24 protein-coding genes and 1 pseudogene are annotated in these 25,564 nt (G+C 56.7%); 6 read left to right on the top strand and 19 right to left on the bottom strand.

Going from position 1 to position 25,564, the window contains the following annotated elements; genetic code table 11:
* Window positions 1–31: 31 nt before the first annotated feature.
* From HMJ29_RS17620 to hisG, 10 genes and pseudogenes are all read right to left on the bottom strand, one after another.
* Window positions 32–682: a lipid-A-disaccharide synthase N-terminal domain-containing protein gene (locus tag HMJ29_RS17620; protein WP_171592726.1), complete on the bottom strand. Its 651-nt coding sequence runs from the start codon at window positions 680–682 to the stop codon at window positions 32–34.
* Window positions 683–699: 17 nt separating this feature from the next.
* A complete protein-coding gene (locus HMJ29_RS17615; protein ID WP_171592725.1) occupies window positions 700–1,458 on the bottom strand; it encodes a glycosyltransferase in 759 nt (252 codons plus the stop codon).
* Window positions 1,459–1,629: 171 nt separating this feature from the next.
* A complete protein-coding gene (gene hisIE / locus HMJ29_RS17610; RefSeq protein WP_171592724.1) occupies window positions 1,630–2,268 on the bottom strand; it encodes a bifunctional phosphoribosyl-AMP cyclohydrolase/phosphoribosyl-ATP diphosphatase HisIE in 639 nt (212 codons plus the stop codon).
* Window positions 2,269–2,379: 111 nt separating this feature from the next.
* Window positions 2,380–3,138 carry an imidazole glycerol phosphate synthase subunit HisF gene (gene hisF / locus HMJ29_RS17605; RefSeq protein WP_171592723.1) on the bottom strand — a complete coding sequence of 253 codons (759 nt, stop codon included), beginning with the start codon at window positions 3,136–3,138 and terminating at the stop codon, window positions 2,380–2,382.
* A 19-nt stretch (window positions 3,139–3,157) separates the two neighbouring features.
* Window positions 3,158–3,874, bottom strand: a complete 717-nt coding sequence (gene hisA, locus HMJ29_RS17600) for a 1-(5-phosphoribosyl)-5-[(5-phosphoribosylamino)methylideneamino]imidazole-4-carboxamide isomerase (RefSeq protein ID WP_171592722.1) — start codon at window positions 3,872–3,874, stop codon at window positions 3,158–3,160.
* A gap of 95 nt (window positions 3,875–3,969) precedes the next feature.
* Window positions 3,970–4,560 (bottom strand): imidazole glycerol phosphate synthase subunit HisH, encoded by a 591-nt coding sequence (hisH, locus tag HMJ29_RS17595; RefSeq protein WP_171592721.1) that lies wholly within the window; start codon window positions 4,558–4,560, stop codon window positions 3,970–3,972.
* 179 nt (window positions 4,561–4,739) lie between these two features.
* Window positions 4,740–5,852, bottom strand: a complete 1,113-nt coding sequence (gene hisB / locus HMJ29_RS17590) for a bifunctional histidinol-phosphatase/imidazoleglycerol-phosphate dehydratase HisB (RefSeq protein ID WP_171592720.1) — start codon at window positions 5,850–5,852, stop codon at window positions 4,740–4,742.
* A 109-nt stretch (window positions 5,853–5,961) separates the two neighbouring features.
* Complete coding sequence (gene hisC / locus HMJ29_RS17585) at window positions 5,962–7,017, bottom strand: histidinol-phosphate transaminase (RefSeq protein ID WP_171592719.1); 1,056 nt, start codon at window positions 7,015–7,017, stop codon at window positions 5,962–5,964.
* 138 nt (window positions 7,018–7,155) lie between these two features.
* Window positions 7,156–8,454 carry a histidinol dehydrogenase gene (gene hisD, locus HMJ29_RS17580; protein ID WP_171592718.1) on the bottom strand — a complete coding sequence of 433 codons (1,299 nt, stop codon included), beginning with the start codon at window positions 8,452–8,454 and terminating at the stop codon, window positions 7,156–7,158.
* Window positions 8,455–8,570: 116 nt separating this feature from the next.
* Window positions 8,571–9,423: pseudogene (gene hisG, locus HMJ29_RS17575) on the bottom strand (ATP phosphoribosyltransferase).
* 525 nt (window positions 9,424–9,948) lie between these two features.
* On the opposite strand from hisG, the gene HMJ29_RS17570 reads away from it, so the two are divergent.
* From HMJ29_RS17570 to HMJ29_RS17555, 4 genes are all read left to right on the top strand, one after another.
* Window positions 9,949–10,893: a DUF2911 domain-containing protein gene (locus tag HMJ29_RS17570; protein WP_171592717.1), complete on the top strand. Its 945-nt coding sequence runs from the start codon at window positions 9,949–9,951 to the stop codon at window positions 10,891–10,893.
* Window positions 10,894–11,014: 121 nt separating this feature from the next.
* A complete protein-coding gene (locus HMJ29_RS17565; protein ID WP_171592716.1) occupies window positions 11,015–11,581 on the top strand; it encodes a Crp/Fnr family transcriptional regulator in 567 nt (188 codons plus the stop codon).
* A gap of 69 nt (window positions 11,582–11,650) precedes the next feature.
* A complete protein-coding gene (locus tag HMJ29_RS17560; protein ID WP_171592715.1) occupies window positions 11,651–12,439 on the top strand; it encodes a sterol desaturase family protein in 789 nt (262 codons plus the stop codon).
* 46 nt (window positions 12,440–12,485) lie between these two features.
* The gene (locus HMJ29_RS17555) at window positions 12,486–12,911 is read left to right on the top strand and encodes a hypothetical protein (protein ID WP_171592714.1); all 426 of its coding nucleotides are present in this window, start codon (window positions 12,486–12,488) and stop codon (window positions 12,909–12,911) included.
* A 31-nt stretch (window positions 12,912–12,942) separates the two neighbouring features.
* On the opposite strand, the gene HMJ29_RS17550 is transcribed toward HMJ29_RS17555, so the two are convergent.
* From HMJ29_RS17550 to mnmA, 6 genes are all read right to left on the bottom strand, one after another.
* Window positions 12,943–15,483, bottom strand: coding sequence for a TonB-dependent receptor (locus HMJ29_RS17550; protein WP_171592713.1), 2,541 nt, complete (start codon window positions 15,481–15,483; stop codon window positions 12,943–12,945).
* A 5-nt stretch (window positions 15,484–15,488) separates the two neighbouring features.
* Window positions 15,489–16,190 (bottom strand): ribulose-phosphate 3-epimerase, encoded by a 702-nt coding sequence (gene rpe / locus HMJ29_RS17545; RefSeq protein ID WP_244679087.1) that lies wholly within the window; start codon window positions 16,188–16,190, stop codon window positions 15,489–15,491.
* A 241-nt stretch (window positions 16,191–16,431) separates the two neighbouring features.
* The gene (locus tag HMJ29_RS17540) at window positions 16,432–16,746 is read right to left on the bottom strand and encodes a hypothetical protein (RefSeq protein WP_171592712.1); all 315 of its coding nucleotides are present in this window, start codon (window positions 16,744–16,746) and stop codon (window positions 16,432–16,434) included.
* 188 nt (window positions 16,747–16,934) lie between these two features.
* Window positions 16,935–18,638: a S8 family serine peptidase gene (locus HMJ29_RS17535; protein WP_171592711.1), complete on the bottom strand. Its 1,704-nt coding sequence runs from the start codon at window positions 18,636–18,638 to the stop codon at window positions 16,935–16,937.
* 230 nt (window positions 18,639–18,868) lie between these two features.
* On the bottom strand, window positions 18,869–19,417 hold the full coding sequence (locus tag HMJ29_RS17530; RefSeq protein WP_171592710.1) for a hypothetical protein: 549 nt from the start codon (window positions 19,415–19,417) through the stop codon (window positions 18,869–18,871).
* A gap of 397 nt (window positions 19,418–19,814) precedes the next feature.
* On the bottom strand, window positions 19,815–20,963 hold the full coding sequence (gene mnmA, locus HMJ29_RS17525; RefSeq protein ID WP_171592709.1) for a tRNA 2-thiouridine(34) synthase MnmA: 1,149 nt from the start codon (window positions 20,961–20,963) through the stop codon (window positions 19,815–19,817).
* Between the two features lie 233 nt (window positions 20,964–21,196).
* Between mnmA and trpF the strand changes: the two genes are divergently transcribed.
* Complete coding sequence (trpF, locus tag HMJ29_RS17520) at window positions 21,197–21,820, top strand: phosphoribosylanthranilate isomerase (protein WP_171592708.1); 624 nt, start codon at window positions 21,197–21,199, stop codon at window positions 21,818–21,820.
* 4 nt (window positions 21,821–21,824) lie between these two features.
* On the opposite strand, the gene HMJ29_RS17515 is transcribed toward trpF, so the two are convergent.
* Window positions 21,825–22,664, bottom strand: a complete 840-nt coding sequence (locus tag HMJ29_RS17515) for a maleylpyruvate isomerase N-terminal domain-containing protein (RefSeq protein ID WP_171592707.1) — start codon at window positions 22,662–22,664, stop codon at window positions 21,825–21,827.
* Window positions 22,665–22,940: 276 nt separating this feature from the next.
* Between HMJ29_RS17515 and HMJ29_RS17510 the strand changes: the two genes are divergently transcribed.
* Window positions 22,941–23,234, top strand: a complete 294-nt coding sequence (locus tag HMJ29_RS17510; RefSeq protein ID WP_171592706.1) for a hypothetical protein — start codon at window positions 22,941–22,943, stop codon at window positions 23,232–23,234.
* Window positions 23,235–23,378: 144 nt separating this feature from the next.
* On the opposite strand, the gene trmB is transcribed toward HMJ29_RS17510, so the two are convergent.
* Window positions 23,379–24,041, bottom strand: a complete 663-nt coding sequence (gene trmB / locus HMJ29_RS17505; protein ID WP_171592705.1) for a tRNA (guanosine(46)-N7)-methyltransferase TrmB — start codon at window positions 24,039–24,041, stop codon at window positions 23,379–23,381.
* Window positions 24,042–24,170: 129 nt separating this feature from the next.
* Window positions 24,171–25,472 carry a bifunctional folylpolyglutamate synthase/dihydrofolate synthase gene (locus HMJ29_RS17500; protein WP_171592704.1) on the bottom strand — a complete coding sequence of 434 codons (1,302 nt, stop codon included), beginning with the start codon at window positions 25,470–25,472 and terminating at the stop codon, window positions 24,171–24,173.
* Window positions 25,473–25,564 lie beyond the last annotated feature (92 nt).

Genomic DNA, 25,564 nt, shown 5'->3' with positions numbered 1-25,564 from the left:
ATGATGTTGATTCCTCGTACGCACGCATAGGCTAGGCCACCGGCATCTGCCCTTGGCTGGCCTGCTCCCGGCGCAACAGCACAATGTTGCGGGTATAGACCACCATACCAGGTACGTTGCCCAGAATCAGCACCTCATCGTGACGCAGTATGGCGTAGATGAGCACTAGAAACGAGCCTACTAGGCTCACCACCCAAAACCCTAACGGCAGCACTGATTCGCCCTTACGCTCAGAGTATAGCCACTGGTACACGAAGCGGAGCAGAAACACTGCCTGGCCTACGGCCCCCAGCGCCAGCCAGCCACCCGGAATGGGCGTGTGCAGCATGCGCTGGAAGCTGAAATTAGGCGTACCCACGAAGAACAGCACCAGCGTGGCCAGCGGGAAAACATACGCCCCGGCCCGAAAAATGCCATTGAGCTTACGCCACTCGCCCAGCAGCTGCAGGTTGCGGATGTAGATGCCGTAACTGATCAGCTGAGCTCCCAGAATAACCGGGTCGTGCCGGAGTATGCCATAGATAATCATCAGGAAGGATGATATCAGGCTGATCTGCCAAAACAGCGCGGGTACCAGCACCTGCTTGGCCCGCTCACTCTTGATCCATTGCAGAATAATACGGCTGCTAAACAGCCCCTGCGACACCAGCCCGATGATACGGGCAACCACTTCGGTGCTCATAATGCGCGTGGCCTAAGCTATGCTGAGGCCGCCGTAGCGCGCTGTTCCTCCCCAATTTCATAGTTCTTCCAGCGGCTCCGGATCCAACGGAAACCGAAGGTATCCACCAGCGGCTTCCAGGCACGGTTCCAGAGGTTGTACTTAGCCGTACCGGCAAAGCGCGGGAAGTGCTGCACGGGCATTTGGTGCACTTTGCCACCCTGCAGCTGCACCAGCGCCCCCAGGAAGCGGTGCATGCCGTGGAAAAGCGGAATCCGGCGGGCATACTCAATCTTCATGATCTTGAGCGGGCAACCGGTGTCCTGAATGCCATCGTTAATGAGCGTACGACGCACACCGTTGGCAATTTTGGAGGAAAGCTTTTTCACAAACGTATCCTGGCGCTTAGCCCGAATGCCATTCACCATATCATACTGCGGGAAAAACTCAAAAAACTTGAGGAAGTCCAGGGGTGAGGTCTGAATGTCGGAGTCGATGTAGCCCAGCAGCGTGGTGCGGCAGTGGTCAATGCCTGCTTTAATGGCCGTGCTTAGCCCCCGGTTCTGACTGAGACTGATGAACTCGTAGTGCGAATCCTGCCGGCAGATGTCGCGCAGAATGGCCAGGGAGCCATCCGTGGAGCCATCATTCACAAATAGGACCGTGGTAGCCACGGGCGTTTGGTCCAGAAACTTGTTCATCTCGACTGCAAACTGCTGCAGGCTTTCTTCTTCATTATACACCGGCACCAGCACGGTGAGACTTTGCGTGGCCAGATAGGCAGCGTTATCAGACATACAGACGAGGCAAGCATTTAGCTGCGCAAGGTAGGGTAAGATTAGAAAATGATTCGAAAGTGCACGTATTTCCCCAGGAAAGTATACTGTACGACAAAACCCGCCGACGGGTACCTGTATCTATCCGTCGGCGGGTTTGAACGCGTGTAGGCCACTAGATCAGGTGCGACACTACTCCCGGCGCACTCCCCCGGAAATAGTAGTATGGCGCTGACGCAGCACCGCCACAATATCTTCCAGGGTCAGGCCGGATGCCGTGAGCAATACCACCAAATGGTAAAGCAAATCGGCAGCTTCTCCTTTAAGGCCTTCGATGTTGCCCCCAACGGCATCAATAACGGTTTCCACGGCCTCCTCTCCCACTTTTTGGGCGATTTTCGGCATACCTTTCTTAAAGAGCGAAACCGTGTAAGACTTCGGGTCCTCGTCGGGGAATTGCTGGCGGCGCTGCACCAGGCGCTCTAACTCGGCAATGAAACCCACCGGCGCCGTTGGGTAAGCCCTCTGCTCAACCTGCTCGAAGCAACTGGTGGTACCGCGGTGGCAGGTAGGCCCATCCGGAATGGCCCGAATCAGCAGGGCGTCCTGGTCGCAGTCGGGGTGTTGGCTCACCACAGTGAGGTAATGGCCACTGGTCTCGCCCTTGGTCCAGAGGCGCTGCTTAGAGCGCGAAAAGAACGTGACGCGGCCCGTTTCAGTCGTTACGCGCTGGGCTTCCTCGTTCTGGTAGCCCAACATCAGCACCTGCCCCGTCTGAGCATCCTGCACAATTACGGGTATTAGCCCATCGGGCATTTTGGCGAAATCCATCAATTTTATGATGATGAGGTGATGAGGTGATGAGGTGATGAGGTGATAGAAAGACAGGTTAAGAGAGTACTACACTTCACCCTATCACTTCAACACCTCATCTCTCAAAAATTATAATCGAACGGGGATGCCGTCCTGGCGCAGGTGCTCTTTCAGCTCCCGGATGCCGATTTCCCCGAAGTGGAAGATACTGGCGGCCAGGCCTGCATCGGCGTAGGCCTGCTGGAATACATTGGTGAAATCCTGCTTGGAGCCAGCCCCGCCCGAGGCCACCACCGGAATAGTTACCGCCCGGCTCACGGCGCCCGTGATATCCAGGGCAAAGCCATCCTTGGTGCCGTCGTTGCTCATGGAGGTCAGCAGGATTTCGCCGGCGCCACGGTCCGCTGCTTCCCGGCACCACTCCACAGCATTGCGGCCGGTGTTGTTAGTACCGGCGCGGGTGTAGATCTGCCAGCCATCGGCGTCATTGTAGCGGGCATCAGCAGCCACCACAATGCACTGGCTTCCGAACCGGGCAGCCAACTCGTCAATTAGCTCCGGCCGCGCCAGCGCCGCCGAGTTGATGCTGACTTTGTCGGCCCCGTTCAGCAGCAGCGCTTCCACATCCGTAACAGTACCAATACCGCCGCCCACGGTGAACGGAATATCCAGCTCCCGGGCCACGTCACGCACCAGAGCCACTAGCGTAGCCCGTTTCTGGTTGGTGGCGGTAATATCCAAAAACACCAGCTCATCGGCACCTTCGCGAGCGTAGCGCGACGCCAGTGCCACTGGGTCGCCGGCATCGCGCAGGCCCTCAAACCGGACGCCCTTCACGGTGCGGCCATCCTTCACATCGAGGCAGGGAATGATTCTTTTAGTCAGCATAGAGTTGTGAGGTCAACAGTTACAGCCAGCTTTTAAGCTCGTCGAGGATGATGGTGCCTTCATAGATGGCCTTGCCAATAATGGCGCCGTGCATGCCGATTTGCGCTAACGCCTCCACGTCGGCAATCGTCGTGACGCCGCCGCTGGCAATGAGGCGGGCGGCCGGCAGCGCCTGCCGCAGCTCCCGATACGTGTCCAGGGCCGGGCCTTGCAGCTTACCATCCTTGCTTACATCGGTGCAGATAAAGGTAGTAGCTCCGGCACTCAGGTACTGGCCTAGAAACTCCTGCAGGGTGCGTTCACTCTGCTCCGCCCAGGCGTTGATGGAAATATGATTGTCACGGAAGTCAGCCCCTACAATGATCTTCTCGGCCCCGAAGGTTTGTAGCCAGTTGTTGACAGTTTCCGGCTCCCGCACGGCAATACTGCCCGCCGTAATCTGGGTAGCGCCCGCCCCGAAAGCCTGCCGCAGGGCTTCGTCACTTTGCAGGCCACCGCCGTAGTCCACTACCAAACCAGTATGGCGGGCAATGCGCTCCAGCACGGGCAGGTTGACGGGGCGTTTGGCGCGGGCACCGTCCAGGTCTACCAGGTGCAGGCGCTTCACACCGTGCTGCTCAAAGCGCTGGGCCACGGCCAACGGGTCAGAGTCGTAGGTGGTCTGCTGGGCGAAGTCGCCTTCGGTGAGGCGTACGCACTGGCCATTTATCAGGTCTATGGCGGGGATTATTTCCATGTTGGTTGAGCGATGAAGTGGTGAGGGGATGAAGAGACAAAAGCATTGAGAGTCTAAGCCCTAAGCTTCTTTACTTTATCACCCCACTTCCAGTATTACAGGTTCAGAAAGTTTTCCAGGATGCGTGTGCCCACGGTACTGCTCTTTTCCGTGTGGAACTGCACGGCATAAAAGTTCTCATGCTGCACGGCCGCGCTGAACGGTGTGGGGTACTGCCCCTGGGCAATGGTATACTGGCCTACGGGAGCATAGTAGCTGTGCACAAAGTACACGTAGTCTTCTTCCTGAAGCCCGGCAAATAACGGAGAGCGAAGTTGGCTCAAAGTGTTCCAACCCATGTGCGGAACTTTGTACTCGGCCGACGCCGGAAAACGTACCACGTCAAACGGCAGGACACCGAGTAAATCAGTACCACCGCCTTCTTCGCTATGCTGGCCTAGCAACTGCATGCCCAGGCATATACCCAGGAAGGGTTGAGTAAGCGTGGGCAATAGCTTATCAAGCCCTTGCGCCTGGAGCTCACGCATGGCCGAGGCAGCTTCGCCCTCACCAGGAAAAAGCACCTTGTCGGCCCGACGTATCACGTCATGATCGGCCGTTAAAGTTGCTTGCACTCCTAAGCGTTCCAACGCAAAAATTACCGACTGAACGTTACCTCCTTTGTAATCAATTACGGCTATTTCCATTTGAATATAAATTGAGGATTTCCCGGTTTACACATTTGTTTATACATATGGATAAAGCACCTGCTCGCATTATTGTAGCTGACTTCACATACAACCCATTTAAGCTAGTATCAATCGAGCACGAACCACAATTACCACGGCATCAAAACATTACCCATATGTTTAAACATATGGGTATACTATAGAATGCCTTTCGTACTGGGGATTTCCATCTTGCCGGCATCACGCATCAAAGCCATCTTTATTGACTTGGCTACTGCCTTGAATATTGCCTCAATCTTATGATGCTCATTCTGTCCTTCGGCCTTGATGTTAAGGTTGCAGCGGGCCGCGTCAGAGAAACTCTTGAAGAAATGGTAAAACATTTCCGTCGGCATATCCCCAATTTTTTCGCGCTTGAACTCCGCTTCCCACACAATCCAGGGGCGGCCAGAGAAGTCAATGGCGGCTTGTGCTAACACATCATCCATGGGTAGTAAGAACCCGTAGCGCGCTAGGCCACGCTTGTCGCCGAGGGCTTGGGTGAAGGCTTCGCCTAGAGCAATGGCCGTATCTTCAATGGTGTGGTGCTCATCAATGTGCAAGTCGCCCTGCACCGTGATTTTCATGTCGACACCGGAGTGCTTGCTGAGCTGGTCGAGCATATGATCAAAGAAACCCAGACCCGTGTGCATAGCCGGACGGCCGTTGCCGTCGAGGTTCAGCTCAATGCTGATTTTCGTTTCGTTCGTGTCGCGTTGTACTACCGCGGTGCGCGCAGGCAGGCGTAGAAACTGGTATATTTTTTCCCAGCTCAAAGTAGTCAACGCAGCGCGCTCGTCCTCCTCCCCTTCCGGCTTCAGCAAAATAGACTGGCAACCCAGGTTTTGTGCTAGCTCCACATCCGTCAGCCGGTCGCCGATAACGAAAGAATGTTGCAGGTCATACCCTGCTGCCTCACCGAGATACTGCTGCAGCATGCCGATGCCGGGCTTGCGCGTGGGCAGGTTCTCGTGGGGGAAGCTCCGGTCAATGTGCTCACGCACGAACTCCACTCCTTCCGAGCGCAGAATGTCAAGCATCATGGTGTGGGCCGGCCAGAAAGTATCCTCCGGGAAGCTGTCGGTGCCGAGGCCATCCTGGTTGCTCACCAGCACTAGCTCATAATCCAGCTCGCGGGCAATGCGGGCTAGGCCAGTAATGGCACCGGGCACAAACTGAAATTTTTCGCGGCTGAGCGAGTCAACCTGAAAATCGGTGGGCGGCTCGATCAAGATGGTGCCGTCGCGGTCGATGAAGAGTACTTTTTTCATGAGGTTGGTTGGCGCAAGCAAAAGCTGCGCGAGTAGTCGATGTACTACGTTACGTAAAGGAGTGGCCGACGAAATCAAGGTTGATGCTCCGTAGGCCACTCCCAGAAAATTACGCTTCCTTAAATTCCTGCAGCGCCTGCAGCAGCTCTTTGTTTTCGGTGGGCGAGCCTACCGTCAGGCGAAGCGTGCCCACGCAGCCGGGCTGGGTGGTGCGGTTGCGCACGATGATGCCACGGCCCACCAGGTAATCATACACGGCGGTGGCATCGGGCCGGAAGCGCGTCAGCAGGAAGTTGGCATCCGAAGGGAATACCTCCTCCACAATGCTCAGCCCTGGCAGCCGCTCGGCCAGCCAGTCGCGGCCAATGAGGAGCTGCTGGCGCATCTGCTCGAAGCGGGGCGCATCCTGCAGGGCGGCCAGAGCATGCTGCTGCGTGGCTTCCGATATATTATAAGGAGGCTTGATTTTGTTGAGGTAGCTGATTACCTCCGACGAGGCGAAAGCCATACCCAGGCGCAAGCCGGCCAGGCCCCAGGCCTTGGAGAACGTTTGCATCACTACCAGGTTGGGAAACTCCGCCAGGCGGGTGGTCCAGCTGGGAGCCGCCGCAAAATCGGCGTAGGCCTCATCCACCACCACCAGCCCCCGGAAGCCGCGCAGCACCTGCTCAATGGCATCGGCATGCAGCAGGTTGCCGGTGGGGTTGTTGGGGGAACACAGGAAAACGATTTTCGCGTCGGAAGCTACGATTTGAGTAATTGCTTCCGGGGAAATCTGAAAGTCGGGGGTGAGAGGCTGGCGCTCAATGCGCACATCGTTAAGGTTGGCGGCTACCTCGTACATGCCGTAGGTGGGCGGCAGAATCACAATGCTGTCCTGGTCCGGAATGCACACCAGGCGCACCAGTAGGTCGATGGCTTCGTCGGAACCGTTACCCAGGAAAATCTGGTTTTCTGCCACGCCCTTCAGCTTAGCCAGTTCCGTCTTTACGGCGCGCTGCAGCGGGTCGGGGTAACGGTTGAACCGCTCGGGACCGGCGCTGCCCAGGCTGTTCTCATTAGCGTCGAGCATCACATGTGCCTCGCCCTGAAATTCGTCGCGGGCCGAAGAGTAGGGTTTCATTGCCCGAATGTTGGGGCGAACGAGGCTGGTCAGATCAAACATAGATCACGGATTTAGACGGATGTTGAGGAGTGCGCGGATTTTGTTCAGCTGGCCATTCCATGCTTGTTCCAGGCCTGGAATGGCCCTGACACTTATGGACCTGGTGAAGGCTGCTCCGCACAAACCTGATTTGAGTTGTTACTGTTGCTGGCTGGCTACGGCTTCCAGGCGTAAGGTCACGGCGCGGGCGTGGGCACTGAGGCCTTCAGCCTCAGCCATGGTTTCAACTACTGGTCCCACGTTGAGGAGACCTTCGGCGGTGATGCGCTGGTAAGTGATTTTCTTCAGGAAGGAATCCAGGGAAACACCGCTGTAATTGCGGGCGTAGCCGTTGGTGGGCAGCGTGTGGTTAGTGCCGGAGGCATAGTCGCCGGCCGCTTCGGGTGTGTAGTGGCCTAGGAACACGGAGCCGGCGCTGGTCACGCCTTCCGCCAATTGCTCAGGATGTTGTACTGCCAGAATCAAGTGCTCGGGGGCGTACTGATTCGAGAAGTAGAGCATGTCTTCGGGTGTGCGCAGCAGAATGGCGCGGCTTTCGGTGAGTGCTTGCGTGGCCACGGCCGCCCGGGGCAGCGTAGCCAGCTGGCGCTCAATTTCCGCTTGGGTCTGCTCAATTACGGTCATGGAGTCAGAAACCAGGATCACCTGGGAGTCTGGTCCGTGCTCAGCCTGGCTGAGCAAGTCGGCGGCCACAAACGCGGGGTTAGCCGATGAATCGGCAATAACAAGCACTTCCGATGGACCGGCCGGCATATCAATGGCCACCCCGTAGCGGGTTGCCAGCTGCTTAGCCGCCGTTACGTAGCGGTTGCCAGGACCAAAAATCTTATCCACGGCGGGCACTGAATCGGTGCCGCCAGTGAGGGCCGCAATTGCCTGGGCGCCGCCGGCTTTGATAATCGTGCTAATGCCCAGGAGCTGGGCCGTGAACAGGATAACGGAGTTCACGGAACCGTCTTTCTGGGGGGGCGTGGTAAGCACCACTTCCGGGCAACCCGCCAGCCGGGCAGGCACGCCCAGCATTAATAAGGTACTAAACAGCGGGGCGGTGCCGCCCGGAATATAGAGGCCCACGCGCTGCACCGGCACCGAGCGGCGCCAGCACGTTACGCCCGGCATCGTTTCCACGGGCTTCTCTTCTGTCCGCTGACTAGCATGAAACTTCCAGATGTTGGCGTGGGCCTGCCGGATGGCCGTTTGCAGCTCGGCGGGCACCTGGGCTACGGCGGCCGTAATCTCCTCGGGCGTTACCCGCAGATCCTGCAGCTGCACACCGTCAAACTGCTGGGCGTAGTCGCGCAGGGCCGCGTCGCCGCGCTGGCGCACATCCTGAAATATGCCCAGCACGCGCTGCTCTATTTCCTGCGCTTCCTGCGCCGCAGCTCGCTGTTGGAGCGCGGCCCACTGCGTCTGGTCGGGATATTGAAAAACTTGCATAATGAAAAACTGATTCTGGGTGGGTCTAACAAGGTGATATAGCACTCAGGCAAAGAACCAAGTGGGCAGCTGCATTATCAGCAGGCTGCACCACCCAGTTTCTACCCTATCAGCCGTTAGGCAATCATCTTTTCAATCGGCAGCACCAGAATACCCTCGGCGCCTACGGCTTTCAGCTGCCCTGTGATGTGCCAGAAGTCATCTTCATTCACCACCGACTGCACCGACACCCACCCTTCCTCGGCCAGCGGCGTCACCGTGGGCGACTTAATGCCCGGCAGCAGCGCCTTCACGGCATCCAGCGAGGCAGTGGGCGCGTTCAGCAGAATGTATTTGTTGCGGCGCGCGCGGCGCACGGCCTGCATCCGGAACTGCAACTGCTCCAGAATCTCCCGCTTTTCCGCCGACAGGTTCTGGTTGGCAATCAGCACGGCCTCGGAGCGGAACACGGTTTCTACTTCGCGCAGGCCGTTGCCCAGCAAGGTAGAGCCGCTGCTCACGATGTCGCAGATGGCTTCGGCCAGCCCAATGCTGGGGGCAATTTCTACGGAGCCGCTAATAGTGTGCAAGTTTGCCTTCACGCCCCGCTCCGCAAGGTAGTCGCCCAGAATCTGGGGATACGAGGTGGCAATGTTCTTCCCCTGCAGGTCCTGCACTGAGTCGTAACCAGCAGCGCGGGGCACGGCCAAGCTCAGGCGACACTTGCTAAAGCCCAGCGGCTCCAACTCCAGTGCCGGCATGCCGGCTTCAACCAGCACGTTCTGGCCTACAATGCCCAAATCGGCCCACACCATCCTGCACGTAGCCGGGAATATCGTCGTCGCGCAGGTACAGGATTTCGAGGGGAAAGTTGGTGGCTTCGGTTTTGAGCTTGTAAGAGCTGGTCTGGAAGCTGATGCCGCATTCACGAATCAGGTTGAGGGAGTCTTCGCTCAGACGGCCCGATTTCTGGATGGCAAGACGAATCATACGGGTAAGGGGGAAATGACGGATACCGGCTAAGCAAACGGTAGGTGCTTATAATAGTCCGGTGTTGGTGAGGGAATTTCAGCACTAATACGAAGGAGACCCCAACGTTGTATAGCGGCCATACACGGCCGGGGCCACCTGTTTCGGGGGCCGGGGAACCAGGTGCGGTTCGCCCAACGGGGTCAATATGATGCGTATATTCCTCTAGAAAGAGGAATGATGCCCGTGCAGATGATGATGCACCGCGCGCAGCCCGGCCAGGGCGCCCAGCGTGGGGGCGGCCATGTGGCGAAGGGTGCAGATAGAAAGCGCGTTGAAGGGCATAAAGGGCTGAATAGCGAGGCAAATGTACGCGCCGGAAGGTAGGATGAAAACTTTTCAAGCAAAAATTTACATCAAAGACCCACCTTTGCAGTAATAATACCCTTGTAACTTACAACTGGCACCATTGTTTCGGGATGAGAAGTTCCGCTCCACTTGGGCAAGTCAGTTGGCTGCCTGCTCACCACTTATTGCCTTTTGCATATGATGAAAGACCGGTTATTGGCACGTTTGGGCCTAAGCATCAGTCTTGCAGTTTTTTATACCTGCGGGGCGCTGGGTCAGACGGTATCGGAGCCGACGCCGACCTCCATCACGCCACCCACCAATGCGCCGGAGAATGCCCAACCCGTCCTGTTGCCGCTGCCCCAGGCCAGTCCGCACGCCCTTACTTCCCAAACCATTGGGCTGACGGAGGTAGTGGTGGATTACCACGCTCCCAGCGTGCGAAACCGTACCGTGTGGGGTGGCCTGGTGCCGTATGAACAGATATGGCGGGCAGGAGCCAATGAAAATACTATCATTCGCTTCTCAACCCCGGTGATACTGCGGGGCCAAACGGTGGTGGCGGGTCAGTACTCTATTTATGTGCTACCCCACGCCGACCGGGAGTGGGAGCTGATTCTGAACCGGGTAATAAACCACTGGGGCTCCGAGGGCTACGATGCCAACGCCGATGTTGTTCGGGTACCGGTAATGCCGGAAACAGCGCCGTTCCATGAAACCTTACTCTACTGGTTTTCTGACGTGCAACCCACCGGGGCGCACCTCAACCTGACCTGGGAAAAGCGCACGCTGGTGCTGCCTATTGAAACGGAGGTCCACAAGCAAGTGCTTTCCAGTATTGAGCAAGTCCTGCAGCAGAAGCCCAACGACTGGCAGCTTCTGGCTCAGGCCGCCGACTACCTCGTGCAGAACAACCTTCAGCCCGAGCGCGCGCTCACCTATATTAATGAATCATTGAAGCTGCAGGACGTGGCTACTAACAACTGGATTAAGGCTCGCTTACTGGCCCAGCAGCAGGATTTTGGCACTGCCATTGTGTATGCCCGCAAAGCCATCAAGCTCGTCGATAAGGATGAAGCCCTGAAGCCCCAGTTGCCCAGCATGCGGATTGCTCTCACCGAATGGCAGTCGAAAGCGTACTAGGCCACTCGCTTAGCCCGTTTATAAAAGCAGTACAGCGCAGAGCCACTTTCTGAGGAAGGTGGCTCTGCGCTGTATAGTGTACCTGGGATTCCAAGTAGCTTACCTCTATTACTCTTTGCAAATGCACTCCTTCCTTTCCGTTTGCCAATCCATCCAGCCTCTATCATTGCCGCTCCGGGAGGCACTGCAGCAGCTTGTGCAACGCGAGGAGCTACCTGCCCGGGAGCATTTGCTGCAGGCGGGGCAAGTGGCTAATCGGCTCTATTTCCTGGAAACGGGTGTGGTGCGGGGCTACTACCTCAAAGACGGCAAGGAAGTCAGCTCGTGGTTTATGAAGGAGGGCGACTTTGTAATTTCTATTCTAAGTTTCTTCTCCCGCCAATCTTCGCACGAGTACATTCAGGCCCTGACGCCCAGCGTGGTTTGGACACTGGGCCATCAGCAGTTGCAGGAGCTGTACACTCGGTTTCCGGAATTCAACTTTATTGGCCGCATTCTCACCGAGAAGTACTACGTGCTAAGTGAGCAGCGGGCCCTGCACCTGCGCATGCACTCCGCCGCCGAGCGCTACGACCAGCTGCGCACTGAGTTTCCCGACATCTTTCAACGGGTACCACTCAAGCTGATTGCCTCCCACCTTGGCCTAACGCCGGAAACGCTAAGCCGCTTGCGGGCCCGCCGTTCTTGATATATATCAAGGAGATTAGTGGGCGCAACCAGCACCTTTGGGACATGGTTTTACTAAACGCCTCGTCCTATGTTTTGTGCCCCCACTGGCCTGCTGCTGTGCGTTAACAGCTTATCTACCTGGAGCCCGCCGCCCCTGCTGACAGTCATCCTGGCGGCATTCGTGTTTTGCTTTGTGTTAGAACGCATAGTACCCGGCTGGAAGCTGCCTCGGGTGCCTACCTGGCCGCTACGCGTGCTTACCATTAACCTGGCACAGCTGCTGGTGGTGCTGCTGGCGGGTATCACTTGGGAAGAGTGGTTTTCGGCGTACTCCGTATTCAACCTCTCCCGGCACGTAGGACCGGTGGTGGGCGGCCTACTGGCCTACGTGGTGGCCACTTTCGTGTTTTATTGGTGGCACCGCTGGCGCCACACTCAGGATTTCCTCTGGCAGCACTTCCACCAGATTCACCACAGCCCCCAGCGCATTGAGGTAATTACCTCCTTCTATAAGCACCCGCTGGAAATGACGGTAAACTCCTTGCTGGGTGGCCTGCTGGTATATACGGTGCTAGGTCTCAGTCCGGCGGCGGGGGCCGTGTATACGCTCTGTACGGCCCTGGGCGAGTTCTTCTATTATACCAACGTCCGGACCCCGCAGTGGGTGGGCTATATTTTCCAGCGCCCCGAGATGCACCGCATTCACCACGAGTACCAGAAGCACAGCCACAACTACGGCGACCTAGTAGTGTGGGACTGGCTGTTTGGCACCTACCATAATCCCCGGGAGTTTCAGGCCACCTGTGGGTTTGATGCCGACAAGGAGGAGAAGCTCTTGCCTATGCTGTTCTTCAAAGATGTGCATCAGGATGACTAGCCATCCTCCAGCCAGGCCTCTAGGCTACAACCTATTACTCAGCATATTGCTCGTTGCGGCCAATACCCTGCTAGGCCACTACGCAGCTCCCTTCGGGATTTTGCTGACTCCCATAGTCGTTTTGATTCTAACTGGCACACTGCTGCCCCTTTATGCCACGTATTCCATGAGCCTGCAGCGGGTGCTCTGGTTGGCCCTGCTGATTTGCGCCCACGATGTAGGCACCAAGCTATTTGCCGGTGGCGCGCATGATGCAGAAGGTCAGGGACTTGTTCACGCCTTACTGTTTATGGGCGTACTCCCGGCGTATGGGTATATCCTGTATCAGGCAACCCATCACAAAGAATGGCCGCTACGCACTCGTGTAGGCATGGCCCTGCTTTTTCCGGCAGTGCTCAGTGTGTACCTCTACTTTTTTGCCGGGTTAGGCTACGAGTTTCTGAATCCATATTCCCTGGGCTACTTACTGTAGCCTTTCTAGAATCGCACAATAGCCCGCATTTCTAGAATCGCACAATAGCCCGCAGATTTACTACGCGCTGCGAAAGAAAATTGGGTACGGAGTATATCTGACCGTTCAGATCCTGGAGGTAATTGTACCCTGCTATATTATCTGCTCCCAAAATATTGAGGATTTCGAGTCCCAGCCATAGGCTTTCGAGGCGGATAGGTTGGGCCGCATCCTGATCGGGCAGACTGGTACGTAACACCAGTACCTTCGAGAAACCCATATCCACTCGCTTGTAGCTGCGGGTAAGCTTACTGGTACCTCGCAGGTCCGGCAAACCGGGGGGGCTAAAGGGCAGGCCACTGCCAAACACAAGATTCACGTAGCCTTTCACAGAGGGTATTCCCGGTAGATTATCCTGGAAGAATACGCCGAGGTTTATGCGCTGGTCTGAGGGGCGCCGAATGTATCCCTTCGGTACCCGGCCCGTGGGTGTATTGCCGTCATAGGTAGTAACGGAGTCTCCGTCTACGTTTTCGCGGGTGGTGAGCAGCCCCAGGCTAAACCAGGACTCCACTCCCTTCACAAACTCCCCACTCACCCGGGTATCAATACCCGCCGCGTAAGCACGAGCGTTGTTTTTGGCGAAGTAGCGCAGACGCACATTGTCAATATCGTAGGGTACTACATCGGTCAGGTGCTTGTAGTAGGCCTCGCCCGTAAACTTGAAAGGCCGGTCCCACTGCTTAAACCGTACCTCGTTGCCCACAATAAAGTGTAAGGAGCGCTGGGCGCGCAGGTCTGGGTTTAAGAAACCCGTTTGCTCTTGGGGTGCTCCAATCTGAGCCCGCAACTCCCGATAAAATGGCGGCTGCACATACACGCCTGCCGCCGCTTTCCACGACACATTGGGCCGGCTCGGGCTGATAAACGAATACTGCACCCGGGGGCTAACAGTAAACTGGCCATTTACCGTCCAGTAGTTCACCCGTGCCCCATACGTGAGAGTGCGCAGAGAATCAAAGGCAATGGTGTGCTGGGCGTACCCTTGGTAGCGGGTACTTTCCAGGTTCAGGTTGGAGCGCAGGCGGGTGCGTCGGGCGTCGGGCACAAAGCCCGCAGAATCGGCGAAGCTATATTCATCCAGAATATCATCTATTTTCTCCCGGCCCACTTTCAAGCCCCACCTAACGGTGTAGGCCTGTGCGGGCGTCCAGGCGCCGCGGGTTTCCAGCGTAGCTATCCGAGCCGTTAGGTAGTTGCGGGAGTGGCTAAAGCGGCTCCCCAGATCACGCTCTCGGGCTGTCTTGTTGAAATCTTGAGAATCCGGGTCGGTGTTAACTTCGCCCAAACTATAGCTGGCCTCCACGTCGCGGTACTCAAACTCGCGCGAATACAGCAGCCCGGCCAGCACCTCCACCTGCAAATCGGGCCGGATGTTATGGCGCAGGTTGAGCCCACCCTGGTAGGTGTCATACTGCATCCGCTCCAGGCCCTTATAGCCAATCTTGAGGCGGGTGTATTGATTTACTGACGTACTAAAGGTGCTTTCGCCATTATCGGGGCTAAAGCGGTAGTCGTTGTGCGCAAACGTATTTAATATTCCCAGTGAGGTACGCGCGGGGTTATCTTGCGGGCCCAGGGCCACGGTAATCAGGCTTTGGCCGTCGTAAAAGGTAGGGTTATATACCCCCTGCTGCTGCTCTTGTGACCGAAGCACCGTAGTAGCGTTTTTATACCGGATACCCGTCAGATAGCTGATGCGCTTGTTGGGAGAAGTGGCTTCCACGTGAGCCGTACCGCCTACCAGGCTGGCCGAAGCCGAAGCCCCAAACCGCGTGGGCTGCTTGTAGTCGATATTAAGCACCGAGGAGAGCTTATCACCGAACCTGGGCTGCCAGCCGCCGGTGGAAAACTCTACCCGGTTGACCAGATCGGGGTTGATAAAGCTCAAGCCTTCCTGGGCAGCAGCTGTTACCAGAAACGGCCGGTATATCTCAAAGCCGTTTACGTACACGAGGTTTTCCTCGTAGTTGCCGCCCCTAACGGAGTATGTGCTGGTCAGCTCATTTGTACTGGTAACGCCAGGCAAGGTTTTGAGAATGGCATTAAAGTCGCCGAAAGGCGAAGGTATGACCTTGGCGGTGCGTGGGTCCAGGGTCAATATGCTTACCTGCTCACGGGTGTTTACCGCGTCGGAGTTGCCGCGCACGGTCACGTTGCCCAGGGAGCGGGTATCTTCGGTTAGGGTGAGGTGTAGATCCCGCTGCTCCGTTAAAGCCAGCGGAATACGCTGCGTTTTATACCCCAGCCGCCGCACAACAAGCACCTGCGCACCCGTAGCGCGGGGCACACTGAGGGAAAAGTGGCCTAGCTCATCGGAGGTGGTGCCACCGGGCTGGCCCTCCACTCCCACGCTCACCTGATCAAGGGGGTTGCCCGCCGCATCGAGCAAGGTACCGCTCACCACCACCCGCTCAGGCTGCTGAGCCACGGCGGCCGGGGCGGCAACTGTGCAGAGCAGCGCCATGGCGCTCAGCGGGTGGCCTAGCAGCTGAAGCCGGAAAACGTGGCGGGAGAGGTAATGGCGCAGCATCCGTGTTAGTCCTGGTCGCCGGATTCCGTTAGCGCCGTTAGCTGCTGGCGCATTTCTGCCAGGGTCGCAATAGGGTCAGCGGAGTTAAACACGAAGGAGCCGGCTACCAGCACATCGGCGCCGGCTTCAACCAAGGCGCCGGCATTGTCGAGGGTTACGCCCCCATCAATTTCAATTAGCGCCTGTGAGCCACTATCTACCAGTAGCTCTTTCAGAGCCGCCACTTTTCTCAGGGTGTTCGGGATGAAGGTCTGGCCACCAAACCCCGGGTTCACGGACATTACCAGCACCAGATCAAGGTCGGCGGCAATATCTTCCAGCACCCAAACCGGCGTGTGCGGATTCAAGGCCACTCCGGCCCGACAACCCAGCTGTTTGATTTGCTGCACTACCCGGTGCAGGTGCGTACACGCTTCGTAATGCACCGTAAGGTTGGTGGCACCTGCATCGCGGAAAGCGGCCAGGTAATGCTGGGGCTCTTCAATCATGAGGTGCACGTCGATGGGCTGCTTGGCATACCGGTGCACGGCCTGCAAAATGGGCATACCAAAGGAAATATTTGGTACGAAGCGCCCATCCATTACGTCGAAGTGCAGCCAGTCGGCGGCGCTATTAGCCAGGCGCTCGGTTTCGGATTGCAGATTGCCAAAATCAGCGGCCAGAAGTGATGGGGCCAACAGCGGGGCCATACGACGAGTAGGGTTCATGCCACGAAGGTATAGGATTAGGGTGAGTAGGATGATAGACGCCCCCGGATTATCTGGGTGCCGCAAACAAAGAAAGCCGCCGAAGTAGCCAGGAGCCAACCGGAGCTGATTCCTGCACGAACGTAGGAGCATTACACAGATTGCATAAGCGCTACGTTTTTCCAGGAACATACCAGCTGCTCTAGGCCACTCCCGCGGCTTTCGTGCTATGGTTTGAAGTTAAGCGACGCCCAGCGCAACGTTATTTGTCGGACTTTTCCCAGGCGCGCCAATCCAGCTTGCCATCCTCTGTTTTGCGCAGAAACACGGTCTGGTCATCGTCTTGGCGCTTGCCAAACGTAACATCAGCCCGGCAGTCAATGCACTTTACAGAAGTGTACTTAAACTTATCCTGAGCCACGCGCGCCGTCAGGTCGAGGTTGTCGGAACCACAGATACCGCACTTTGGCACATCAGGAAAACTAAGCCGGTCGTATTCGGCTACTACTTCGTGAAAGTTAGGACCCTGAACCGTGAAGTGAAACTGCCGGCGCCCAATGCGCTTGGAGACCATCATTTGTAACATGCTGGGAAAGAAATAAAAGAAGTTTACTGTGCCTTGTGGCTGTAATATTCAACAATTCCGGCAAAGAAATCATTGCCTTACAACTAATTAAATTTGCAAAAATCCAATCATAATAGCAAAACCAGACTGAGATTTGGCTTAACGTCACTAAAACATTGGCACACTGATTCATACGCAAGCTATAGCTTCACAAAACGCACCGTGCGCTGCTGCTTGCCAGCGGTTACTGAGCAGGTGTACACTCCCTTAGGCAGCTGTAAAGGCGTTAAGCGCACTTCACTAGCGCTTGTGGCCGCCAGCTGTTGCTCATTTACCAATCCGCCACGCGCATCATAAATACGAATGTGCAAGGGCTTGCTGCGGAATGCTTCGGCTAGCTGCAGAAACAGCTCATTATCCTTACTAGGATTGGGATAAATGTATAGTTCCTGGCGGGGGGCAGCAGGTGAGGCGGCCAGGGGTGTACTGGGATTAGCCAGGTTATAGGCCCGCACAAAATGAGGAATGCCATACCCTATTTCATCATTGGGCATGCTGGCCCGGGAGCCCGATCGTTCCAGAAATCGGAGCACTTGCTGAGCCGTCAAGGTGGGATTTGCCTGCCAGAAACCGGCTGCCATGCCCGCTAGCACTGGGCACGAGAAGGAAGTGCCATTACCACGCGTAGCGGTGCCCGAAGGCGTAATGATGGCCGTTTGCTGGCCCATGGCCGAAAGGTTAGGCTTGATGCGCCCATCGGCGGTAGGCCCCACGGAGCTAAAGCCGGCACGGTTCAGCAATGAGTCAACGGCCCCAACGGTAAGGATTGAGTCGGCGTCGGCGGGAGCCGTGACATGCCGCCAGGAATTGGCCCCTTCGTTACCGGCGCTGTTTACTACCAGCATGCCTACCCGCGCCGCAATAGTTGCGGCCTTAGTGGAAAGAGCAGTTTGCCCGTTCAAATCATTCGTGGTGTAATCAATGGAGGGGTAATCGAAGGTAGTGTACCCTAAAGAGGAGCTGATGACATCAACACCCACGGAGTCAGCGTATTCAGCTGCTATCAACCAATTCACTTCCTCTACCGGATGCTCGGAAGTAACGTCCTCCGTAATAAACAGGTGGTACGTGGCTTTGGGGGCCGTACCAACGTAGAACCCTGGCTGATTGGCGGCCATGGTGGAGAGGCAATTAGTGCCGTGGTTGTTGCGCAGAAATACCTGCTGGTTTTTATCCACAAAATTGAATACACTGCCCAACCGGTTCTCAGCGCGAAGCGAGGCAAAAGGCGCCGTAGTATTCACGCCCGGAAACCCCGCATCAAATACGGCTATCTGCATGCCTTCGCCGCGGAAGCCCGCATCGTGCATCTCAACGGCCCCAATCATTTTGGCCTGGGTGTAGGCCGGACCGTACTCGGCGCGGGTACCACGGCTTTGTTCAGCCGGTTCCTGGTCGGCTCCGTCGCGCTTGCGTGAACCCGGCAGGCCCCGGTTTACCGTCTTGATGGTTTGCACGCACGGCAGCGTCTGGAGCTGGGCCAGGGTAGCTGAGTCACAGGAAACGACGGCCGCATTAAACCAGCGGGAGGTATACCACAGCTGGGCACCCGCCACGGCCTTTACCTGCTGCACGTACGTAGGATTCACGGGCAAGTCGCGGGGGAGAATGGCGATGTTCTGCCGTTGCCGCCGCTGCACCGCCCGCGCCGATAAGTAGGCCAGGGGCTGACTGGTGCTGTAAGGCGAACTGGCCTTGTCGCGAAAGTAAACCAAATGTTTGCGCACGGTGCCAGCTGGCACGGCAGTAGCGGAGGGCGGGTGGTGCGGTCCGGATGCTGCAGCTGACGCTGGCAGCGTACCCGTCCACAGTGTTGCAACAAGCAATAAGTGAGGAAGGCGCATTCAGAACGGGAATTAGCTTGCCGGAAGATACGAAGGAAACCTCGCTTTATACCTGCCAAAAGTCATATTTCAGCGGGTAATTACCACTCCATTTGCGGCACCTCTCTGGCCTCTGCTTTCAGGCCTCTACCCTATTGAGTAGGCCATATACAATATAAAAAAAGCCCCGGCCTGAATCAGCATTCAGGTCGGGGCTTAATGCCCTAATCCGGGGTAGTGATACTAATTGGCTACTTACTGCTGTCTACCAGCACTTCACTGCGAGACTGGCCTAGGTAGATGTAAGCCGGATTAGGCGTGCAGTTGCCGGTTTGGCAATAAATGTAGCGCCGCCGTGCCCGATATATTGGCCCTACGCCCTGCGCATACACGTTGCGTAGTACTGTATAATAGTAGGCATTAACGCCGGTCCGGGCATTTGATAAATCATTTAGCGTAGTGACGGTATTGGGGTACGAGTACGTTTTGCCATTGCTGGCAATGCTAAACGACTGACCTACGTTTATGTAGGAACGATTTAAAACCTCATAATTCCGGTTAGCCAAAGCATCCGGATCCAAATCTTCGAGGCTTAACGTGTTAAAGGCGTTACTATCCCACTGCTTTCCTTCGGTTATAGGGAAAACCAGCTCGACCCGACGCGTATTGTTGCGCAACTCCAACACATTGCGCTGGCTGGCAGAAATAGTAAGTACGGAATCTACTTTCCACGCATCGGCGGTAGTCATACGGCGCGACCGTATAACCTGGTACACCAAGCGACCAGTGGCATCAGCCATTTGCGATGATGCTACCTCTTCCTTGAACTGGAAACGGCTAACCTTGGCACATTGGCATTGAAGGTAGAGTCAACCACATCATATATCCGATAGGCACCTACTGACAGCGGATAGTACTCCTGGCTTTGATCGGGTACGGCCTCGGTTTCATTTTTGCACCCCACCAGCCCGGCACTCACTGTTAACCCCAGGAGTAGCGCCCTGGCAATTTGGGTAACTGACCTGAAAACCGAAGAATAGGCTTGCGACATAGGATATGATTTACAACTGAAAAATAGCACAAAAACCGTTGTCGTCGGTGAGTGGGTAGTGATTACCGCCAAACGGCCCGGTAGCGCTTCCAGATGAAAGGCCGCCGGGCCGTAGGGGGAACAGCAATATGCAGGCCTAGGCTTCGCTATTGGGCATCAGCAACCAGCTCTGTGGGCTCTGGTATTTCGCCAATGGTGTGACGTTCAATCCAGCCGCCCCCCAGCACATCTTCGCCCTCATAAAATACAGCGGCTTGCCCGGGGGTTACGGCGTGCACGGCCTCTTCAAAGTAGACGTAGATTTTGTCGCCTTTCTGCTCCAGAAATGCCGGGGCGCCGTCGTGGTTATACCGGATTTTGGTGATACTGGGCACCAGTCCGCGGCCCTCCAACGAAGCAAACTTGCCCATGTTGAGCTTGCCCACCACCGTACGGGTGCTGGCCAGATCCTCAAAGTTGCCAAGCACCACGCGGTTGGTTTCAGGGTCGATGGCGGTAACGTAGGCGGGGAAACCTAACGCCACCCCCAGGCCCTTGCGCTGCCCGATGGTATAAAACGGATAGCCCTCGTGCTTGCCCACCACGGTGCCGTTGCGCAGTACAAACTCGCCGCCCGCTACGCGCTCCTCCAGGCCCGGCACCCGCCGCCGCAGGAACCCCCGGTAGTCGTTATCGGGGATAAAGCAGATTTCGTAGCTCTCCGGCTTGTTGACCAGCTCCGTGAAGCCCCGCTCCCGGGCGAAGTCATAGATGGCCGTTTTACGTAACTGGCCTAGCGGAAACAGCGTGCGCGCCAAGCTCTCTTGAGTTACTCCCCAGAGGGCATAGCTTTGATCTTTGTTATCGTCGAGGCCTTTGCTGATGACGTAGCGGCCATTCTCATGCCGAACTTGGGCGTAGTGGCCCGTGGCAATGAATTCGCAACCGAGCTGATCGGCCCGGCGCAGTAGCGCATCCCACTTAATATGTGTGTTGCAGAGTACGCACGGATTGGGCGTACGGCCAGCCAAGTATTCTTCAGTGAAGTTGGAGATAACAAAGTCTCCAAACTCGTCGCGGATGTCAATGATGTAGTGTGGGAAGCCCAGATCAACAGCAATCTGGCGGGCGTCGTTGATGCTATCGAGGGAGCAGCACCCGGTTTCCTTCTTGCTGCCGCCCGCCGAGGCGTAGTCCCAGGTTTTCATGGTCATCCCGACCACCTCATAGCCTTGCTCGTGGAGCATCACGGCTGCCACTGAGCTGTCGATGCCGCCGCTCATGGCAACCAGCACCCGTCCTTTCGTAGTATTCATAAGAGAATGAAAAGCGCCCGGAGCGTGAAAGGTTCCGGCCGATGGTGCAAAGGTAGTGGGTATTGGGGAGTATGGTTTGCTGCTACCCAGAGAGCCCAGGCCACTTTCGGGAGAAAGTAGACCGCAAAGCAACCAGTTAGCCTTATTTTCCCCGATTATTGCAGGCGCAAACGCAGCCTGTTGCCTTAGCACCGGGCTTTTCCCAAACCTTCACCCTCGTACTTCCTTCTGCCATGGCTCTCATCGTTCCCGTTATGGTGCGCGGCATCAATAACCTCTCCGATGCCCGCTATTGCGCCGGCATGGGTGCCGATTGCCTCACGTTCCGCCTCGACCCCGCCTGGCCCGACCATCTTTCGCCCGAGGCAGTACAGGAGCTCAGCGGCTGGGTTTCGGGGGTGCAGCTCATTGGCGAGTTTGATTCCTTGCCCGTGGCCGAGATTAATACACTGGCCCGCACCTGCGGCCTCCAGGGCGTACTATTGCACCGGCGCCGCCCAGCCCAGGAGTTAGCTGAGCTAGAGCTACCGGTATATAAGCTTACTTCCTGGATTCCGGATATGCTGCCCGAAGATGTTGAGCTACGGTTCCGGGAGCAGCAGGCCTCTTATACCGGGTTTGTGCTGGCCGCGGCGCCCTCGCCCTTACCCAGCACTACCCAGCTTACGCGCCTCACTGAGCAGGCCCGGCGTTATGCTATCTGGCTCGGCGAAGGCTTTGCCCCTACTGATATCCGGCAGTTAGTGGAAACCGTGCGCCCGGCCGGTATTGTGCTGGAAGGCGGTCATGAGATTAAACCCGGCCTCCGCGACTTTGAGGAAATGGAGGCGGTGTTCGAAGCTCTGGAAGAACAATAGCACCTTACGCCATTACGGCCAGCAGCGAGTAAACTGGCTCAGCCCAAGCCCGCTCCCCACGTACCACAAGTTGTTGCCTTGCCTGCTGCTCAGGGAGGCTTTTGGTGAAGAGGCGCCACGCAATTTCGGGGGCAATTAGTACTGCAGTATCCACGGCTTCGGTGCCCGCCTGGCCCAACTCCCACGTGTAGCCTACCCGTTGCAGCTGCCACGCATCACCGGCGGGGCCACTTACGGTGAAGCGGATGGTAGTGCCTGCTGGTGCCGCAAGGCCCCGGTACTGGTGGGGTAAGGCCCGCACGCAGGTAGCCAGGAAAGGATGGCACAGCTCACGGGTAAATAATGCAGCCTCTTGGCCCACCGCCAACCTGATCTGCTGCTGATGATGCCACTTCTCGGTGTAGTCGCGGGCAATGTGAAACCAGTTGGCCGACTGAGTTTCTCCGGCCCAGGCCACCGGAAATACCGCCGGCCCCAGTGGGTCAAGGGTAGCCATATACTGGCAGTAGGCGGCCCCACTCAGCTCTAAGAGCCACGTAATAATTGCCGGGCTGAGCCGCTGGCCCGCATGCACCCAACCGGCATTCAGCTCGTTCAGAAAGGTAACTACATCGGGGTAAGCGGTGCTACGGGGCGGTGGGCCGCCAAAATGCCCATCCCGCAGCATGGATAAGGTTCTCAGGTTACCGTCAAGTAAATGCAGCGCTACATCGCGCACCCGCCACTGCGGGGCCACCGTAGGCCTCTCCCATTCTAACTCTGTGAGCCCCCGTAAACACTGCAGTAGGTGCTCATCCAGCACAGGAAATAAGTGAGCAGTGGTGAGAATGGATAGGGCTTGCATAGCAGGCAGCTTTACGCGTGAAAGGAACCATCAGAGTCAAATGCAAACTACTGGGCTTATTCGATTTTCTAGTGGAGCATTAGCTGTACCTGCTACTCAGGTACTCAATTACCGGGGATTAGTCGCCTGCTATGGGCGGGCACTCTAATAACATATTTACGACTTGCCGCAACAGAGCTTGCTAAGAGGCGTACCAAGTACTAGCCAATCAGGTGGTTACCTACCGTGCGCAGGCCACCACCTGACCAATGTTCTTCACCACCAAACCCTACAGCTATGTCAACGCAATCTGGAAAGCGCGGCCAGCACGACCCTAAAGCCGGGCCGAACGCCAACGATAAAATCAGCAACCAGTCCTCGGAACAGGCACAACAGGCCGGCTCCACGGAGCATGACCGCTCCGTCCGGAGTGGCCTGTCGGGTCAGGCCAGTCAGCCACACGTAGCGGCGGGCAACCGCCCCGAGAATTTCAAGGATCGAATAGCCGGTGATATGGACAGCGGCACCGGCATGACGAGCCCTTCCGACAAGGGAGGCAAACGCTCCAATGATAACTACGAATTGGAATAACCACCCCACGCCACCCAGCCCTAGGCGTGTTTATCTGCCGGGGCATGTAAGGTGGTGAGCCACAAACGACAGAGCCTGTTGCTGCATCAAATTATGCGGCAACAGGCTCTGTCGTTTGTGGCTATGGCCAGTAGCCCTGGTGTACTAGCTTAACTGAAACTGGAGATACTTGATGGGCACGCCCTGAGCGCGGTATTTACTTTCGAAGTTTGTCACAATATCCTCAGCGTGGGGCAAAAGCTCGGGAGTAGCGTATAAATCTTTAGTGTAGGCCAGAATAGTAGCACCGGGGCGCTGCTGCACCGTTTCCAGAGAATAATCAAACAGACTTTCGTTGTCGGTTTTGAGATGAACCAGTCCACCCGGGCGTAGCAATTGTTGATACAGGCTCAGGAAGCGCGGCGACGTTAAGCGGCGCTTAATATCCCGGTCGCGCGGGCGAGGGTCGGGAAAGGTTATCCAAATCTCGTGCAGCTCGCCGGCGGCGAAATGCGTGAGCAGGTCGTGGGCCCGAGTGCGCACAAACCCCACGTTGGAGAGGCCTAGCGCTTCGGCCCGGCGGCTGCCCCGCCAGATTCGGTCGCCTTTTATGTCGAGGCCCAGGAAGTTGCGCTCGGGGTAGCGTTCGGCCAGACCTACGGTGTACTCCCCTTTGCCGCAGCCTACCTCCAGGGTAATAGGATTCTGGTTCTGAAAAAACTGCTCGTGCCAGCGCCCACCCAGTTGTTGGTAATTGTCTTTGCCGGGCTCTACAATATCATGACGGCCGGCATTGTCGGCGAAGCGCTTTAGTTTGATTCGACTCACGAAAAGGTGAAGTGGTGTTGTGGTGAAATTGTGAAGTAAGGCTCAGTTACGTATTGTAAAGCCGAAGCCTAGATGATTTGAACGCCCATGTGCGCCTGCCCTGCCAAGCTGAGTTTGGGATTAGCAGGCCTAGAGTTCTTCAATATCGGCCACCACAAAGGTACTCCCTCCGATGAAGACCACATCATCGGGGCCGGCCGCGGCGCGGGCGGCGGCTACAGCCGCCGCCACCGGGCCGTATACCTGCCCATGAAGGCCTACCGCCGCGGCTCGCTCAGCCAACTCCGCTCCCGGCAGCGCCCGCGGAATACTGGCTTGGCAGAAGTAATAGCTAGCATCTCGGGGCAATAAATCCAACATCTTGGTAACATCCTTGTCATTGACAACGCCCAGCACGAAGTGAAGCCGTTGGTACGGCAGCCGGGCCAGCTGCTCGGTCACAAACCGGAGGCCAGCCTCATTGTGGCCCGTATCGCATACCACCAGGGGCTGGCGGCTCAGTATGGTCCAGCGGCCGCGGAAGCCTGTTAGACGGCGCAGGTCGCGAAGGCCAGTGCGCACCGCTTCTTCCGGAATTGTATAGCCCTGTTGCCGCAGGGCTTCGATAGTTGCTAGCACTCCGGGCAAGTTCAGGCGTTGATAGTCACCGGCCAAGGCCAGCTCCAGATTGTCTAAGTAAGGAGCGCCTTGGCGCGTTACGCGCAGGTGCTGCACATCCTCATCGGGCGCGGCGGGCCGGATTGGCTCCACGTGGTATTCCTGATCGGCAAACTGCAGGGGTGCGTGCATGGCAGCGGCTTTTTCTTCAAACACTGAGCGTACCTGGGGCTGGGTCTGGCTGATGACTGCGGGCACTTCTGACTTGATGATGCCGGCCTTCTCCCCTGCAATTTTGGGCAACGTATCGCCCAGCAGGTTTTGGTGGTCGAAGCTGATATTGGTAATCAGGGAAACTAGCGGCCGGATAATGTTGGTAGAATCTAGCCGCCCACCCAGGCCCACCTCAATTACCGCTATATCTACTTTCTGCTCTGCAAAGTAGCAAAAGCAAAGCGCCACGCACATTTCAAAAAACGAGGGCTGCACGTGCTGAAACTGGGGCCACCAGCGGGCCACCCAGTCCACTAAGTATTCTGGCTTCAGATCCTCCCCATTGACCTTTATGCGTTCGGTAAACTCGCGCAAGTGGGGTGAGGTATACAAGCCTACGGTATAGCCTGCGGCCTGCAACACTGCCGCCAGCAGGTTGGAGCTGCTGCCCTTGCCGTTAGTGCCGGCCACGTGCACGCTCGGGAATGTGCGCTCCGGGTGGCCAGTAAGCTCAGCTAATGCCTCCGTATTCCCGAGCCCTGGCTTATAGCCCGCCTCTCCCACCCGCTGAAACATGGGAAGCTGGTTGTAAAGAAAGTCGAGCGTTTCGCGGTAGGTCATAGTTGTTTGGGTTGATCGTCGGTTGCTGGTTACCGGCGGGCTCAAGCGGTTTTGGACTGAACAGCGCATTAATAGTGCCCAGCTACTGACAA

The organism is Hymenobacter taeanensis (genome assembly GCF_013137895.1).
In the GTDB taxonomy this organism is placed as follows: Bacteria; Bacteroidota; Bacteroidia; order Cytophagales; family Hymenobacteraceae; genus Hymenobacter; species Hymenobacter taeanensis.
This window is presented reverse-complemented; position numbering and strand designations above follow the sequence as displayed.

Bases quoted from the DNA above. Each gene is read 5' to 3' on its own strand.
- HMJ29_RS17620 (WP_171592726.1), bottom strand. From the start codon at position 682: ATGAGCACCGAAGTGGTTGCCCGTATCATCGGGCTGGTGTCGCAGGGG.
- HMJ29_RS17615 (WP_171592725.1), bottom strand. From the start codon at position 1,458: ATGTCTGATAACGCTGCCTATCTGGCCACGCAAAGTCTCACCGTGCTG.
- hisIE (WP_171592724.1), bottom strand. From the start codon at position 2,268: ATGGATTTCGCCAAAATGCCCGATGGGCTAATACCCGTAATTGTGCAG.
- hisF (WP_171592723.1), bottom strand. From the start codon at position 3,138: ATGCTGACTAAAAGAATCATTCCCTGCCTCGATGTGAAGGATGGCCGC.
- hisA (WP_171592722.1), bottom strand. From the start codon at position 3,874: ATGGAAATAATCCCCGCCATAGACCTGATAAATGGCCAGTGCGTACGC.
- hisH (WP_171592721.1), bottom strand. From the start codon at position 4,560: ATGGAAATAGCCGTAATTGATTACAAAGGAGGTAACGTTCAGTCGGTA.
- hisB (WP_171592720.1), bottom strand. From the start codon at position 5,852: ATGAAAAAAGTACTCTTCATCGACCGCGACGGCACCATCTTGATCGAG.
- hisC (WP_171592719.1), bottom strand. From the start codon at position 7,017: ATGTTTGATCTGACCAGCCTCGTTCGCCCCAACATTCGGGCAATGAAA.
- hisD (WP_171592718.1), bottom strand. From the start codon at position 8,454: ATGCAAGTTTTTCAATATCCCGACCAGACGCAGTGGGCCGCGCTCCAA.
- HMJ29_RS17570 (WP_171592717.1), top strand. From the start codon at position 9,949: ATGATGAAAGACCGGTTATTGGCACGTTTGGGCCTAAGCATCAGTCTT.
- HMJ29_RS17565 (WP_171592716.1), top strand. From the start codon at position 11,015: ATGCACTCCTTCCTTTCCGTTTGCCAATCCATCCAGCCTCTATCATTG.
- HMJ29_RS17560 (WP_171592715.1), top strand. From the start codon at position 11,651: ATGTTTTGTGCCCCCACTGGCCTGCTGCTGTGCGTTAACAGCTTATCT.
- HMJ29_RS17550 (WP_171592713.1), bottom strand. From the start codon at position 15,483: ATGCTGCGCCATTACCTCTCCCGCCACGTTTTCCGGCTTCAGCTGCTA.
- rpe (WP_244679087.1), bottom strand. From the start codon at position 16,190: ATGAACCCTACTCGTCGTATGGCCCCGCTGTTGGCCCCATCACTTCTG.
- HMJ29_RS17540 (WP_171592712.1), bottom strand. From the start codon at position 16,746: ATGATGGTCTCCAAGCGCATTGGGCGCCGGCAGTTTCACTTCACGGTT.
- HMJ29_RS17535 (WP_171592711.1), bottom strand. From the start codon at position 18,638: ATGCGCCTTCCTCACTTATTGCTTGTTGCAACACTGTGGACGGGTACG.
- HMJ29_RS17530 (WP_171592710.1), bottom strand. From the start codon at position 19,417: ATGGCTGATGCCACTGGTCGCTTGGTGTACCAGGTTATACGGTCGCGC.
- mnmA (WP_171592709.1), bottom strand. From the start codon at position 20,963: ATGAATACTACGAAAGGACGGGTGCTGGTTGCCATGAGCGGCGGCATC.
- trpF (WP_171592708.1), top strand. From the start codon at position 21,197: ATGGCTCTCATCGTTCCCGTTATGGTGCGCGGCATCAATAACCTCTCC.
- HMJ29_RS17515 (WP_171592707.1), bottom strand. From the start codon at position 22,664: ATGCAAGCCCTATCCATTCTCACCACTGCTCACTTATTTCCTGTGCTG.
- HMJ29_RS17510 (WP_171592706.1), top strand. From the start codon at position 22,941: ATGTCAACGCAATCTGGAAAGCGCGGCCAGCACGACCCTAAAGCCGGG.
- HMJ29_RS17500 (WP_171592704.1), bottom strand. From the start codon at position 25,472: ATGACCTACCGCGAAACGCTCGACTTTCTTTACAACCAGCTTCCCATG.